Raw genomic sequence first — 14,652 nt, 5'->3', positions numbered from 1 at the left:
TTTCCCGTAATCAAGCTTGTTGGTAGTGAGTAAGACCCTCCTCTCTTTATGCAGGAGAAAAAATGGTTTTTATTACTACTAACTTAATTGTGGTTATCTAACCGGACTTAAACAAATTTTAAGCCCAAACAGCCTTTATAAATAGAAAGCAAGTAACTGTTACTAATCTCTTCTCTTTTTTCCCGATTTCTCTGATGAATTGTCTTGCCACTCCGGCCGTAAAGTTGCCACTTTTAAGGGTGTCATGAATCATCTATAGCCCGACTAAATCATTTGTGAATTTCTTACTCCCGAGCGAGCGGGTTCCGGGAGGGTTGGGGTGGGGTCAAAAATTTACGACTCCTGCGATTGCTATATGCTTGCAGAGCAAGCATTATAAATAATTCATTTAGCCGGTATTCTTTGTTGAAGTCCGGCTACTTCTATTCCTTTAGGGACTGGGGCAATCACTCTGAGGGTAGAGCCTGCTTAATACCTTGGCGAGTTAGATTGGATACAAATGAAGGAAAAACCAAAAGTTCTCTAAACTCCCTAAGCAGAAAGCTGTTAAGCATTTAAACTGGCATGAGCCAAACACCCAACGCTTATACGTGAATCTTGACAGTAAATCAAAATAAGTGATTTAACTGCTCAACAGCTTAGCTCAAGTTTTCAAACCAGAGCATCTCCTACAGACAAAAATTTTTTGAATAGTTGTGGCTAAGATAATTATGAAACCTAACGAAGAAAATAGCTCTAGCCGTGAAATTCATCAAGAAGTTCACACCGATGCAACTAACGGTCACGTCAGTACAACGCGAACTACTACAAGTGTTCCGAGTACAACAGAGAAAGCTTCTAAAGAAGCGGCTCATCACCAAGGTTATGTACAGGGTGAAACGGCCGAAAACCACCGCCAACTTGGAGTCCAAGAAGTCCGCGATAATGAGAATGCTGGTCGCGGGTTACTGTTAGGGATTCTTCTTACTTCTTTGGTAGGCTTAGTTCTGGGCAGTGTATATTACTTCAATCGGGGTGAGGAAGCTCCTACTCCTACGGCGGCTCCTGTGATTGTTGTACCGAAAGCGAATCAGCCTTCACAAACACCTGCTCCGACTCGGACTATAGAGAGAGAAAAAACGATCATTCAAAAGATTGTTCCGGTTCCGGTTCAACCATCTCCAGTTCAAAAGGCAAGTCCGGCTCCTCAAGCAAGTCCTGCTCAAAAGGCAAGTCCGGCTCCTCAACCAAGTCCTGCTCCCAATATCAATATTACAATTCCAAATTCACAGCAGCAAGCAGCACCATCTCCATCTTCGCCGTCAAATAATAGCAATACTACGGTTCCGAATTCGCAGAGGGAGCCAGCTTCCACTCCGCCAACTCCAGCACCTGAGAGTTCAGCTACTCCATCTCCAACTCAAGATGAGGGCGCTCCGGGAGCAGGTACCAGCGGCGGAACTAATACCGAAAGCCAGAGCGATTCTAATTCTACGAATACGCCTGTACCTGAGCGCAACTCCGGCGCAGAGGGTGCGGCTGGTTCACAGCAATAAAAGTTTGATGTCGAATTAGTCCGCCAGGGGTTCAAGCCCCAGACTCATAGCTAAAGTCCTTTAAAGAGGGCTTTTTTTGAGCGTTTAAACTGAGATATTGCACCCTTCTCAATAATCTTTTTTTGGGCGGAATCTCCTGCCTATCCCACAAGAAAACTCATTCTTTGTGGAACAGGCCCGAAAGCCTTTTAAGCGAGAATGGTGCAACATCTCAGACTAACCGGACATTGTGGCTGAACTCAAGAAACCTGGTTTCTGCGATGGAAAACGTTTTAAGAGTGTGCCAACCTATCCTAAGAAACAGTTTGGTGAACTAATTTAACTTTCCCTAAAGCCGTCTTCCTGCTGTCAAAGAGTTTCATCACGCCGGAGGAGATGGTCTCGATGACATCGGGAGCGCAGTAAGAGAGAAACTCTTCCGACGAAGTAGGCTCTGCAAAAAACTCTTGAGCTTTCTTCAAAAAGTTTTCTGTTTCAGAAAAGCCGATAGATTTGATAATAAACGTAGCTACGGGAGAGTTTTTAATATCATAGGGAGATTCTTGATTTCGTCCTATTGCTAACAAATTTAAAACCTCTTTTTCCAACTGAGTTTCTAATGGGTAGGCGATCTGTTTGTTGGGCAAGTAATCCTCCAAAACCGAGGTCTTAAATCCGGGTGCACGCAATTCTCCCATCATAGTAGAAAGCGGAATATCGCGCCCCAAACGGTAGGAAAGAGCTTCTAGAATGGCGATGGTAATTAGCTTGACCCCCAGATAAAGTTTAGCAACTTCGATATTTTTGCGAGTTCGGGCAATCAGGTTAGCGTAGGTTGCATCGTCCGGCTCTTGCATAAACTGCTGGAAAACGAGTTCTGGTTTGAGGAAGTTCAAAAATCCTTCCATTTTTTGCAGAGACTTGCGATATCCGGCAACAGTATAGGAATTTACATGGATCAATTCGTGGTTTGTTTCTGGCATCAAGTTCCAGGTATTGTCTAAGAAATTAGAGGACTTGGGAGAGGCAAAATTCTCTACATCCCGATTTGCTAACCTGACCGCTCGCTTGACAATTTCTACGGTTTGGGTATCGCTCCATCCCAATTTAAAATCGCGGTTCGCACTTACCAAACGCTGGTGCAACAGTTCGATCGCGCTCAAACCGCTCGGCGAAACGGGACGAAAAGGGATAGTAGCTTCGATGCAAGCTGTTATCTCAGCGATCGTACTAGCTGGCAAAAAAGGCTCCAAAGATTTGGCAGCAATAACGGCACTCAAAAATTCGTTTTGGCCGGCAAACGGAGAGAGAGTCTTGCCGGGAATAAACCCAAATACTGAGGCCACTAGGTGATACATGGCATCGTCGGGCAGTTCGGTTTCATCTCTAATAACTAACTGCGATCGCACCTCTTTGACAAAAGGGCAAAGGGCGCTGCTAATATTGAAACTAACGCCCTGATCGACTTGCACGTACACGAGGTCGTGAAACAGCGCAGCCAGCACCTCGATCGGATCGACTGACCCCCCGACCTCAAAAATGTGTTCCGACGTGTGAAAGTAGCGCCAAGGCCCTCTCATCGTTTGAATGATTAGCTCAGCTATCTGCTCCAGCTTGGGAATGTCTACTCGACCTCCCAATTGCTCGATCGAGCTTACCAAGCAATCCAAGCACCGTTTTTGTTCTGCCAAAAGCTCCATTTACACACCTCCAGTGCATTCCCTGATTGTCTTGCGCTTGATTGCATGGTATCAAAACGCGCTGCGATCGTGCCATGATTTGTCACTCAAAAATTTTAAATTTTAGGGTGAAACACCGAGAGGGGGCCAGGGAAAGAGGAAGAGAGAGCAAGAGGGAGGGAGAGGGAGGGAGAGGGAGAGCGAGAAATTAAATATTAAAAATTAGGTCGTTGTGGAGATTAGGGCTACTTGGGCGATCGGTATCCTAAATTACACTAAAGATGACAAAAAGTGGGTAAAAAATTGATGAATTCTTGAGGAAATTATGATGATTTTTTGACAAAAGCTGTGCCTGGGTATCATTTACACCAGCTTCAAACTGCGTTGGTATAAATACTGCGTCCGACCTCAGAATAAGATTCCTAGACGTGCTGATAAACCTCTTGATATTTGCGGTGATACACTTCAGTTGAGTAGCTTTCGGGCAGTTGGCCTAAAACTGCCGCGATCGCCACTTTACCTGCTGCTTTGGTTTGCTGTCGCATCCCCCAATCTAACACTAACAGAACTTACGCAACTGTCACAAGTCATCCTGGTACCATGCAGCACAAAATCAGGCAATAAACATGGGAATATGGGGACGTTTCACTGGCTCAATTAAATAATTAGACAACATCAATCGAGCTTAAATACCTCCTTAATCCCTCAGTCCCCCTCTGCTGGGAATTCGTATGTTTAGAAGCGATTTAAATCGCCGAATCAACTGTTATCTTCCCAACTTCTTTAAGAAGTCGGGGATCGGGGGATTGTGTCTTTTGAGCCGTTGCTGACTTACTGCATCCGATCGATCGTCCGATACTGCACCGCCTCCCCCACATGATTCGTTTTCAAGCTTTCATCCCCCGACAAATCAGCAATAGTTCTAGCGACCTTCAAAATGCGATCGCTAGCCCTCGCCGACAGCCCCAACTTCCGAATCGCCATCTCCAATAAATTCCGAGAAGCATCATCCAACTGACACCATTTGTTAATGTGACTGCTTTGCATCTCCGCATTACAGCGCAAACTAGATTCCGACTGAAAACGGCGAGTAGCGATCTCTCGCGCCCGCTGCACCCTCACCCGCACCGGTTCCGACTCCTCCCCCGTCGGCTGTCGCGTAATTTCCTCGGGTTTCAAACGATTAACCGCCACTTGCAAATCAATCCGATCCATCAAAGGCCCCGACAGTTTAGCCCAATATTGCTCCCTCTTTTGCGGCGAACAAGTACACTGTTGAATCGAATCGCCGTAATAACCGCAAGCACAAGGATTCGTACTCGCAACTAAAGTGAACTGAGCCGGAAACATCACCGATTGTCTAGTTCGAGAAATCGTCACATACCCATCTTCCAGCGGTTGTCGCAAAAACTCTAAAACGTCTCTTTTAAACTCAGTTAATTCATCCAGAAAAAGAATGCCGCGATGTGCTAAAGAAATTTCACCCGGACGCGGAAAACTGCCGCCACCTACCAAAGAAGGCCCCGATGCCGAATGGTGAGGACTGCGAAAAGGCCGATCGCCCACCAAGCTCCCTTTATCCTTCAACAACCCAGCCACCGAATGAATTTGAGTTACATCCAAAGCTTCATCAAAAGTCAGCGGCGGCAAAATACCCGGCAAACGCCTCGCCAACATAGTCTTACCGCTCCCTGGCGGTCCCACAAAAATTAAATTGTGTCCCCCCGCCGCCGCAATTTCCAAAGCCCGCCGCGCGTGAGTTTGCCCCTTTACATCCTTTAAATCTAGACCTGAAAACCGCGTTTTTGCTAACTCTTCTCGACCGTTTACTTCTACAGGCGAATAAACTTCAGGATTGTTCAAAAAATCAGTAACTGCAAAAATATTCTCAAAACCATAAACAGATATTCCGTGTACTAAAGCCGCTTCCTGCGCGTTACCAGCCGGTACAACCAACCCCGAAATACCCATTTTTTGAGCAGCAGCGGCGATCGGCAAAACCCCAGCCACAGCCCGCAAACTTCCATCTAAAGAAAGTTCCCCTAAAAACAAATAATCTCCCAAAAGTTGACCGCTGACTTGTTCCGATGCTGCTAAAATGCCAATGGCGATCGGCAAATCAAAACTCGGCCCTTCCTTCCGCAAATCCGCCGGAGTCAAATTAATCACAATACTCCGCATCGGAAAAGCATATCCCGAATTTTTCAGCGTAGCCCTAACCCTTTCCTTAGCTTCTTGCACCGCAGAATCTGGCAATCCCACAACCACAATTTTCGGTAGTCCCCCTGACACATCAGCCTCAACACCAACCTTTACCGCGTCAATTCCAACGATCGATGCACTCCACACCCTAGCAAGCATTTTTCTTAATCCTTAATTTGCCTGTCCTTGATTCATCATCTATTATGATTAACAATGACTAATGAATATCGGAAGAGGCAAGAAAAACTTTTCCTTGCCTCTTCTTTTTCTCCTCTTCCTTCTCTCCTGCTGGGTCTTCCCTCTTCCCTCTTCCCGACATCCGTTACATCCGTTACATCCGTTACATCCGTTACACAATCCGTTGCCGAACTTCGTTTACACCCATGACAACTCAAGAAACGCTTTTCAGCAAAATCATCCGCAAAGAGATTCCGGCAGACATCGTTTATGAAGACGACTTGGCCCTCGCGTTTAGAGATATCCATCCGCAAGCACCCGTCCACATCCTCGTCATTCCCAAACAGCCTATTGCCAAATTAGCCGATGCCGAGTCGGGAGATCATGCTCTCATGGGACACTTGCTGCTGACTGTCAAGCGGGTAGCAGAACAACTCGGACTTAGCAACGGCTATCGCGTCGTCATTAATAGCGGCAGCGACGGCGGGCAAACTGTAGACCACCTGCACCTTCACATTCTCGGCGGACGGCAGATGAAGTGGCCCCCAGGCTAAAGGCTAATTTTTACGCAGAACTTGCGGACTCATCCTCAGAAACCCGGTTGATTTCTATTGCCCAGCGCTTCAGAAACCGGGTTTCTTTTTTCGTCAATAAACCCCGTTGATTGGCTCTTATTGAGAATGCAGCTCGATCGCACTAGAAACCCGGTTTTCAGTATTCTCCCGATAAAAATTTCCCTTCGCAGAATCCACCGATGATATGTAAATAAATATTAAAAATCATCTCTTCACGACCTAATTAACAGATATTTAAAGAGAAAGAGAATCGACCTGAACAAAAATAATTTGCTCGAACTGCTGAACCAAGCTACAGACAAGAGATTCAGTTCTTATGGCCGCTGTATTTACCCCGTTTGGTGTGTAATTTTACTTTGTAAAAAAATACAAATATTTACTAATAATCAAGTTATTGTAAAAGTTTGTAAAATGTTTAAATTGTCAGCAGTAATCCCTTGGCAAACTTTAGTGAATGGTGTTACTAATATAAGCGTGGGGCATCCCCACAACGAACCTTGAAAATTCAATTAAGCAATCATAAACCAAATGACAACAACCGTACAGCGTCGCGAAAGCGGCAACGTTTGGGAGCAGTTTTGCAACTGGGTAACTAGCACGGATAACCGCATTTATGTGGGTTGGTTCGGCGTCTTGATGATTCCCACCTTGCTCAGCGCCACCATTTGCTACATCATCGCCTTCATCGCTGCTCCTCCTGTGGACATCGACGGCATCCGCGAACCAGTTGCTGGTTCCTTGATGTACGGCAACAACATCATTACTGGTGCTGTTGTTCCTTCATCGAATGCGATCGGGCTTCACTTCTATCCCATCTGGGAAGCAGCTTCCCTCGATGAGTGGTTGTACAACGGCGGCCCCTACCAATTGGTAGTATTTCACTTCCTGATTGGCATTTTCTGCTACATGGGTCGTGAATGGGAACTGTCCTACCGCTTAGGTATGCGTCCTTGGATCTGCGTCGCTTACTCTGCACCAGTTGCAGCAGCCACCGCAGTATTCTTGATTTACCCGATCGGACAAGGCAGCTTTTCTGACGGTATGCCCTTGGGTATCTCCGGCACATTCAACTTCATGATCGTGTTCCAAGCCGAGCACAACATCCTGATGCACCCCTTCCATATGTTGGGAGTTGCTGGTGTCTTCGGCGGTGCTCTGTTCTCCGCCATGCACGGTTCCTTGGTAACATCTTCTTTGGTTCGCGAAACAACCGAAACTGAATCTTTGAACTACGGTTACAAATTCGGTCAAGAAGAAGAAACCTACAACATCGTTGCAGCCCACGGCTACTTCGGTCGGTTAATCTTCCAATACGCGAGCTTTAACAACAGCCGTTCTTTGCACTTCTTGTTAGGTGCATGGCCAGTTGTCGGTATCTGGTTTACCTCTTTGGGTATCTCCACGATGGCGTTTAACTTGAACGGTTTCAACTTCAACCAATCGGTTATCGACTCGCAAGGTCGCGTCATCAACACTTGGGCTGATGTCATCAACCGCGCTAACTTGGGTATGGAAGTAATGCACGAGCGCAACGCTCACAACTTCCCCCTCGACTTGGCCGCCGGTGAAGTCACTCCAGTAGCAATGGTTGCTCCTTCCATCAACGGCTAAATTTTAGCTATCGATTAACAAAAAGCGCTCCTAGAAATAGGGGCGCTTTTTGTTTTGGCAAGTAGAATTGGAGAGATTTTTTCTGTTAAATCCGTTAAATCCCATACACTGCGCCTTGCCGAACTTCCCGCTCGATCTGATATATTGATTAAGAATTATTATTTTTGGCAATCATCAAAGTGGCGATATTTAACAGGCACAAATTTGAAAAACTCGTGGTTCATAAATCCAAAACATTAGCCTGGGCGATCGCACTTTTCAGCGGCATTTTGATGGCATTGACAACCGCCCCAGTAAATGCTTGGCTATTGGCTTGGGTAGCATTAGCTCCCCTGTGGATTTTGGTTGTTAGTTATGAAAGGCCTCTTCAAGAAGTAAAACAACAAAAATTCTTCCTTCTTCCTTCTTCCTTCTTCCTTCTTCCTTCACTCTGGGGAATTGGGTATCACGGATTAGCTTTATCTTGGATTATGGGAATTCACCCGATGACTTGGTTGGGAGTTCCTTGGTGGCCGAGTTTGGCGATCGCACTTTTTTGCTGGGCCTTCATCACCCTCTGGGGAGCCGCCTTAGTCGCCGTTTGGGCGTGGCTATTTGTAATTCTCAACTCCCTCGCTTTACCCGGCAAAAATCCTATTCTTATTCTTAACTCCCCCCCTTGTAAAGGGGGGGCTGGGGGGGGTAAAGCTCAATTTTCAGCATTAACTCGCGTTTTAATTGGCACAGCTTTGTGGTGTGCCTTAGAAAGTATTTGGAGTACAGGTTCGCTGTGGTGGACATCCCTATCATATACGCAAAGCCCGCACAATTTAGCAATATTGCACCTCGGTCAACTCTCCGGGCCAAGCGCAGTAACAGCCGCTATTGTAGCAGTAAATGGCTTAATCGCCGAAGCTTTTATTGAAGGAAGAAGGAAGAAGGAAGAAGGAAGAAGGAAGAATTGGATTGCTTATATTTTGCCTGCGAGTTTGTGTTTAGTTTTGCATATTGCAGGATGGAGCTTATACAGCCGCCCTTTGAATCAAGAAGCTGCAACCGCTTTAAAAATTGGCATTATTCAAGGCAATATTCCTAACGAGATTAAGTTTGATTCAGGGGGTTGGGCGCGCGCTTTGGAAGGTTACACCACTGGATACAAACAGTTAGCCGACAGGAAAGTAGATGCTGTGTTAATTCCAGAGACAGCTTTGCCTTTTATCTGGACAAACGATTATCAGCGTTCTACTCTTTCTTTTTACCAAGCTATTCTCGAACGCGGCGTTGTGGCTTGGGTGGGAGGCTTCGGACAGCAAGAGAATAGTATCACTAACAGCTTATTGGCGATCGATCGCACAGGAGAAATTGTCGATCGCTACGATAAACTAAAGCTAGTGCCTTTAGGGGAATATATCCCTTTTTACGAAATTTTAGGCGGGATTATTAATCGGCTTTCTCCCTTAGATGCTCACTTAGTACCCGGCAATTCTAAACAATTGTTTGATACGCCGTTTGGCCGCGCCATTGTCGGAATTTGTTACGATTCCGCGTTTGCGGAAATTTTCCGATATCAGGCGGCGAATGGAGGCGAATTTATGATCACCGCTTCCAACAATGCCCATTACAAACCGCCAATGTTGGCTCAACATCATGCTCTCGATGTGATGCGAGCAATTGAAACTGATAGATGGGCAGCTATCGCAACTAATACGGGTTACTCTGCTTTTGTAAATCCTCGCGGCGAGACGGTTTGGAAGTCGGGAATTAATACCTATGAAATCCGAGATGCTACTATTTATCGGCGGCAAACTCGAACTTTGTACGTGCGGTGGGGAGATTGGTTGACACCTGTATTGTTAGTATTGGCTGGGTTAATGCGGTTTATTGTTAAAAATTAACCCGTAGGTTATACCATTTTAGATTTTCGATACCAATCTAAAATCTAAAATCTAAAATCTAAAATGGAATGACTCTACTTCTCTTTCACGTGTTCGTGAACGCTAGGAGATAAAGAAATTAAATCGTCCATATTGCGCTGCATGGCAGCACACATATTGTCCAAAGGCAAATCATTGGCATCGTGCCCGAAGGGATTTTCTATTTCAATGCCGATTTCTTCGATGCCGAACAAAGTAAAACTAATTAAAGCCACAACAGCGCCGGTTCCCCAACCCAAATCCTTCACCATTTGAAAGGGCAGTGCCAAACAGTAAAGCAACAATAGTTGTTTCAAGTGAATCGCGTAAGCCAAAGGGATAGGCGTCTTCAAAATCCGCTCGCAGCCGCCTAATACATCAATCATAGAGTTGAGCAACTCCTTCATAGCAGTTAACTGATAAACATCCAGGCAATTGCGCTCGTACTGCTCGTGCATATAATCCTCAATCCAAAAGGCAATTTCTAGGGGTGGATTGTTCATTGATTTGAGCTTTTGGTACCGCGCTGGGGACATTAACGGCTCCAACTCTGGATTGACTGATTCTTGCCGCAAGTGCAGTTTCATTGCCACTGCCAAGGCAACTAATAGGCGCAGTGCTGACTTTTTTTCTATGATATCGTGCGGGTCTTTTTCCTCAATTGCTACCCAGATTTGACGAGCCAAATTGCGGATGTTATTGTTTAAAGTACCCCAAAATCGGCGACCTTCCCAAAATCGCTCGTAGGCTGTATTTGTCCGAAAAACTAACAGTAAACCCAGGACAATACTCGGTACAATACTCGACAAAATGGGCATGGAAACTGGCCACTTAAAAAAGTGCAGGAGGGAAATAAAAACTCCAAAGCCGCCGCACAGCAAAACGCGTGGCCAAATTGATGGAATGACAGACCCCCGAACCTGTAATGCAATTTTAAACCACGACGGTCGATCGACACTCATGCAAGTCTCCTCATTAAATTAGTAGTCTGCGCCCTAGTGCGGGCAGCGCAAATGCCTGCTACACTTAGTTCTTCGACTCCCGCCAGTCGATTTGAGATTCGAGATTTTAGATTGACTCCACAGATAAATCTGGGGGGTTGGGACTTTGGTCTAAAATTTTTTGGTTTCCACGACTGCTGTCAGGGCTTGTATCCCTATTTGGGTGCGGTGAGAGGTTCCGAAAAAAGCTTTCCTACAAACAACCTTTGGATTTTACCCAAAAAACTCATCTTTACGCTCAATCTAAAACCTAAAATCTACAATCTACAATTGATTGACGCAGTGACTTAATTCGGTAAGATTAACTATGTATCTTTAAACCTCAGCTTCCGTGCAAGAGCTACCGACATCTGTGCCCCCGCATTTTCACCGATTGCCAAACCAACGGTGGCAAATTTATTCGCCTCAACCACAGCAAGCCGAACAGTTTGCCACTGAAATCGGTTTGTCGCCCTTGCTGGCACAGGTACTGATTAACCGGGGAATCGATTCTCTTAAAGAAGTGCAAGGGTTTATCGAACCCGAATCTCTGGTTTTGCCCGCGCCAATGGATGAGTTTCCCGATTTGGCTGCGAGTGTCAAATTGTTGCGGGAGGCGATTTCGGGAGGGCGAAAAATTGCGATATGCGGCGACTACGATGCTGACGGGATGACGAGCACCGCTTTGTTGCTGCGAGCTCTGAGGCTTCTGGGGGCGAATGTGGATTATGCTATTCCCAGCCGGATGCGAGAAGGTTATGGGATTAACGATCGCATTGTAGAAGAATTTCACTCGGAAGGTGTCGCTCTCATTCTCACGGTTGACAACGGAATTGCAGCCTACGGCCCGGTTGCTAGAGCGCGAGAACTCGGTGTCAAAGTTATTATTACAGACCACCACGATTTGCCGCCAAAACTGCCCCCTGCCGATGCTATTCTCAACCCAAAATTAATCGCGGAATCTTCACCTTATCGCGGTTTGGCTGGCGTAGGCGTTGCTTATGTTTTGGCGATTACTTTGGCTCAGGATATGCAAAAAGTTGGCGGGTTGGTGAATCCGCTGCTGGAGTTATTTACGTTGGGAACTATTGCGGATTTAGCGCCTTTGACTGGAGTTAACCGCCGCTGGGTGAAGCGTGGTTTACGGCTGTTGCCTCACTCGCAATTGGCGGGTATTCAGGCTTTGATTCATGTGGCGGGAGTGCAGCCGGGGAGTGGGGAAAGCCCCTCAATTCTTAACTCGCAAAATAAAACTAATAATTCCTTAAAGCCTGAAGATATTGGTTTTCGACTTGGGCCCCGGATTAATGCTGTGGGGCGCCTGGCTGACCCTCAAATTGTGATAGAGTTGCTGACTACGGACGATCGCGAATTGGCTCTCAAAAACGCAATGCAGTGCGAACAAATTAATCAGCGCAGGCAGGAGTTGTGCCAGGAAATTGAGCAGGAAGCCATTGCTTGGTGCGAGAAAAGTGATCTCAACTTGCAGCAAGAACGAGTTTTAGTTGTCGTGCAACCGGGTTGGCACCACGGGGTGATCGGGATTGTGGCTTCTCGGTTAGTGGAACGCTACGGCGTACCTGTGTTTATGGGTACTTTTGAGGATGAGGCTGGCGAAAACGAGGCTGTAGGGACGGTAGCCCATAAAATTGTCCGGGGTTCGGCGAGGGGAATTCCTGAGTTTAATGTATTTGACGGGCTGAATTTTTGCGCGGATTTATTAACTAAATTTGGCGGACACAAAGCGGCGGGCGGTTTTTCTATGCCAGCCCATAATCTTGAACAATTCCGCAATCAACTGTCAATTTTTGCTAATCAATGTTTGCAGCCGGAACACCTAAAACCCCTGGTTTCAGTAGATGTGCGAGCGGATTTGGCTGAGATTAATCTCGACCTTTACCGACAAATTGATGCTCTGGAACCTTGCGGTATTGAAAATAAGGCTCCTGTATTTTGGACGCCTAATGTGTGCATAACTGAACAGAAAATTGTTGGTAAAGGAGGTCACGTTAAACTAACTGCAACTCAAGATGGAAAAGTATCGGCTAGTGTGAAGGCGATTGCTTGGCGTTGGGGGGAATATTTTCCTTTGCCTCGGCGGGTTGATATTGCTTACCGATTGCGGGAAAATAGTTTTAATGGCAAGACATCGGTTGAGTTAGAATTGTTGGGCGTTCGGCTACCCGCAAATGCTGCTAGTTCCAGGCCGCCGATGTTCGGAAAAGTTGAGTTTCATTACTGCGATCGCACTTATTCTTGCAGTCTATCTCCCGCCGGCTCGATCGAGGAATTGAGAATTCGCAACTCTCAAGGACAAGTTTTGGCTGTTGCACCCGGACAAAACATCGGTTTGTTAGGCAACTCTCGCAAAGATGCTAGAGAAGTCGATGTATCTCTACCTTTTTTTGAGAATTTGATTCAAACTGCTAAACACGCCCTGGGTATTTGATAACTCGGTATTTAATAACTCGGTATTTGATCGCAAAGCAGGTGCAGCAGGGAAAATTGGCGATCGAGCGTTGTGAATTTTGAATAATTTAAAACTCAAAACTCCCAACTCTCGATCGCCCCGGAGCGTGCTATAATTACAGGTCGCCGCCTTTAGCTGCCAAGAGAAAAATCACGATCGGGCCCGAAAGCACGACGGCTGCGAGTAAAGCTACCTGAACAATGAGTTGGTAGTCTACACCAGCCATACCACTGAAAAGATCGGTTATAAAGTCCATGTGTCCTCCTGACTGTAGTGATTAAGTCTAGATTGTTGAATTAGAAAATCCGCTTCTGATTTTACCGGGCGATCGACCATATTTTTTAAGGAACTTTACAAAATTCAACAAAATGTAAACTACGATCAACCTCTCAGTCACAGGAAACCAGGGACTTGATGCCCCTTCCCCGAAAGTGAGCGGAATCTAAAACCTAAAATCTAAAATCGAACGCCCCTGGAGGAGATCCGCCTCGGGCACTGGCAATTGATATACTTGAAGAACCCCAATCTCCTAAAGTTTGGTATTTTCCAGATAATGCTCCGAATCTAAAATCTAAAATCTAAAATCTAAAATCTAAAATCAAACTATGGCTACTTGGCGTTGTGTAAAGCAGTGCGGTGCTTGTTGTTACCTCGACCCAACAGAGCGCCCCGACTTAGACGAGTATTTATCTGAAGACGAATTATCGCTCTACTTGAGCTTAGTCGGAGATGACGGTTGGTGTATCAATTTTGACAGAGCGACGCGAGAATGCGGAATTTATGCTGATCGACCGCGCTTTTGTCGGGTAGACTCAGAGGTGTTTCAGGATATGTACGGCGTTGAGCCGGCCCAATTGAACGATTTCGCGATCGAGTGCTGCTTGGAACACATTGAAGATCTTTATGGCGATCGATCTTTGGAAATGATCCGCTTTAACTCTGAAGTCGGAATTCTCGCCTTACCGGACGGTGTTGCATAATTGCGGGATGATTTTGATTGTTTTGGCGGATGGGCCCCTGATCCCGAAGGCGTGTATTTTCACAACAGGCGGGACACCCCACAACCATCCTCCTCAAATTTTGCAACCCCTACCTGACAACTAACAATCTCCCGGTTTCTCACCGGGAGAGTGTCAAAATAAACAAATCAAGGAAATATCGCGCAGTTGAGTTGAGCTATGAGTAATCGAGAGGGTTTTACAGGGGGATTTATTGCCGGAGCTGCCGTTGGCGGCTTGGTGGGTGCAGTTTTGGGCGCGGTGCTGTCGCGGCGCGCTGCTGAAGCTTTGCTGAGTGAACCTTCAGACCCAAAAACCAGAAAAATCCGCCAGAGGAAAGCCAGCCAACTCGAAGCCGAAGGGATGGAAGTAGCAAGGCTGAGTTTAGAAGATAAAATTGCCCAGCTAAATCAGGCAATAGATGACGTGCGGCTGCAACTCGGCGACGTAAACGGCAACGCGCAGCCGCACAACAATGAAGGTTCGATCGCCCAAGACTCCTGAATCCATTTAAAATTTTAGATTAGGCTGGCAGATCAATGCGGGCGATCGGT

General features: G+C 46.3%; 12 protein-coding genes. 7 read left to right on the top strand and 5 right to left on the bottom strand.

Annotation, left to right across the window (positions count from 1 at the left end):
• Positions 1-710 precede the first annotated feature (710 nt).
• The gene (locus QT996_RS19400) at positions 711-1,535 is read left to right on the top strand and encodes a hypothetical protein (protein ID WP_333048400.1); all 825 of its coding nucleotides are present in this window, start codon (positions 711-713) and stop codon (positions 1,533-1,535) included.
• 293 nt (positions 1,536-1,828) lie between these two features.
• Here the strand turns inward: QT996_RS19400 and QT996_RS19395 are convergent, their stop codons facing one another.
• From QT996_RS19395 to QT996_RS19385, 3 genes are all read right to left on the bottom strand, one after another.
• Positions 1,829-3,214, bottom strand: a complete 1,386-nt coding sequence (locus tag QT996_RS19395) for a hypothetical protein (protein WP_333048399.1) — start codon at positions 3,212-3,214, stop codon at positions 1,829-1,831.
• Positions 3,215-3,615: 401 nt separating this feature from the next.
• Positions 3,616-3,738: a hypothetical protein gene (locus QT996_RS19390; RefSeq protein WP_333048398.1), complete on the bottom strand. Its 123-nt coding sequence runs from the start codon at positions 3,736-3,738 to the stop codon at positions 3,616-3,618.
• Positions 3,739-4,024: 286 nt separating this feature from the next.
• Positions 4,025-5,554, bottom strand: a complete 1,530-nt coding sequence (locus QT996_RS19385) for a YifB family Mg chelatase-like AAA ATPase (protein WP_333048397.1) — start codon at positions 5,552-5,554, stop codon at positions 4,025-4,027.
• Positions 5,555-5,778: 224 nt separating this feature from the next.
• On the opposite strand from QT996_RS19385, the gene QT996_RS19380 reads away from it, so the two are divergent.
• The 3 genes from QT996_RS19380 (at position 5,779) to lnt (ending at position 9,632) form a co-directional block, all read left to right on the top strand.
• Positions 5,779-6,126: a histidine triad nucleotide-binding protein gene (locus QT996_RS19380; protein WP_006631073.1), complete on the top strand. Its 348-nt coding sequence runs from the start codon at positions 5,779-5,781 to the stop codon at positions 6,124-6,126.
• 549 nt (positions 6,127-6,675) lie between these two features.
• The gene (gene psbA / locus QT996_RS19375) at positions 6,676-7,758 is read left to right on the top strand and encodes a photosystem II q(b) protein (RefSeq protein ID WP_333048396.1); all 1,083 of its coding nucleotides are present in this window, start codon (positions 6,676-6,678) and stop codon (positions 7,756-7,758) included.
• Between the two features lie 272 nt (positions 7,759-8,030).
• Positions 8,031-9,632, top strand: a complete 1,602-nt coding sequence (gene lnt / locus QT996_RS19370; protein WP_333048412.1) for an apolipoprotein N-acyltransferase — start codon at positions 8,031-8,033, stop codon at positions 9,630-9,632.
• Between the two features lie 74 nt (positions 9,633-9,706).
• Here lnt and QT996_RS19365 read toward each other — a convergent pair whose 3' ends face one another.
• On the bottom strand, positions 9,707-10,612 hold the full coding sequence (locus QT996_RS19365) for a bestrophin family ion channel (protein ID WP_333048394.1): 906 nt from the start codon (positions 10,610-10,612) through the stop codon (positions 9,707-9,709).
• A gap of 370 nt (positions 10,613-10,982) precedes the next feature.
• Between QT996_RS19365 and recJ the strand changes: the two genes are divergently transcribed.
• A complete protein-coding gene (gene recJ, locus QT996_RS19360; RefSeq protein ID WP_333048393.1) occupies positions 10,983-13,079 on the top strand; it encodes a single-stranded-DNA-specific exonuclease RecJ in 2,097 nt (698 codons plus the stop codon).
• Positions 13,080-13,215: 136 nt separating this feature from the next.
• Here the strand turns inward: recJ and psb30 are convergent, their stop codons facing one another.
• Positions 13,216-13,356 (bottom strand): photosystem II reaction center protein Ycf12/Psb30, encoded by a 141-nt coding sequence (gene psb30, locus QT996_RS19355; protein WP_190740284.1) that lies wholly within the window; start codon positions 13,354-13,356, stop codon positions 13,216-13,218.
• 349 nt (positions 13,357-13,705) lie between these two features.
• Here psb30 and QT996_RS19350 point away from each other — a divergent pair, with 349 nt between their 5' ends.
• Together QT996_RS19350 and QT996_RS19345 are read left to right on the top strand one after the other, a co-directional pair.
• Complete coding sequence (locus QT996_RS19350) at positions 13,706-14,080, top strand: YkgJ family cysteine cluster protein (protein ID WP_333048392.1); 375 nt, start codon at positions 13,706-13,708, stop codon at positions 14,078-14,080.
• A gap of 198 nt (positions 14,081-14,278) precedes the next feature.
• Entirely contained in the window at positions 14,279-14,602 is a 324-nt protein-coding gene (locus QT996_RS19345) for a hypothetical protein (protein WP_333048391.1), read from the top strand.
• Positions 14,603-14,652 lie beyond the last annotated feature (50 nt).

Origin of the sequence: Microcoleus sp. S13C4 (assembly GCF_036700865.1) — a bacterium.
In the GTDB taxonomy this organism is placed as follows: Bacteria; Cyanobacteriota; Cyanobacteriia; order Cyanobacteriales; family Microcoleaceae; genus Microcoleus.
Note: the sequence above shows the minus strand (reverse complement) of the source record. Positions and strands in the feature narration are given on the sequence as shown.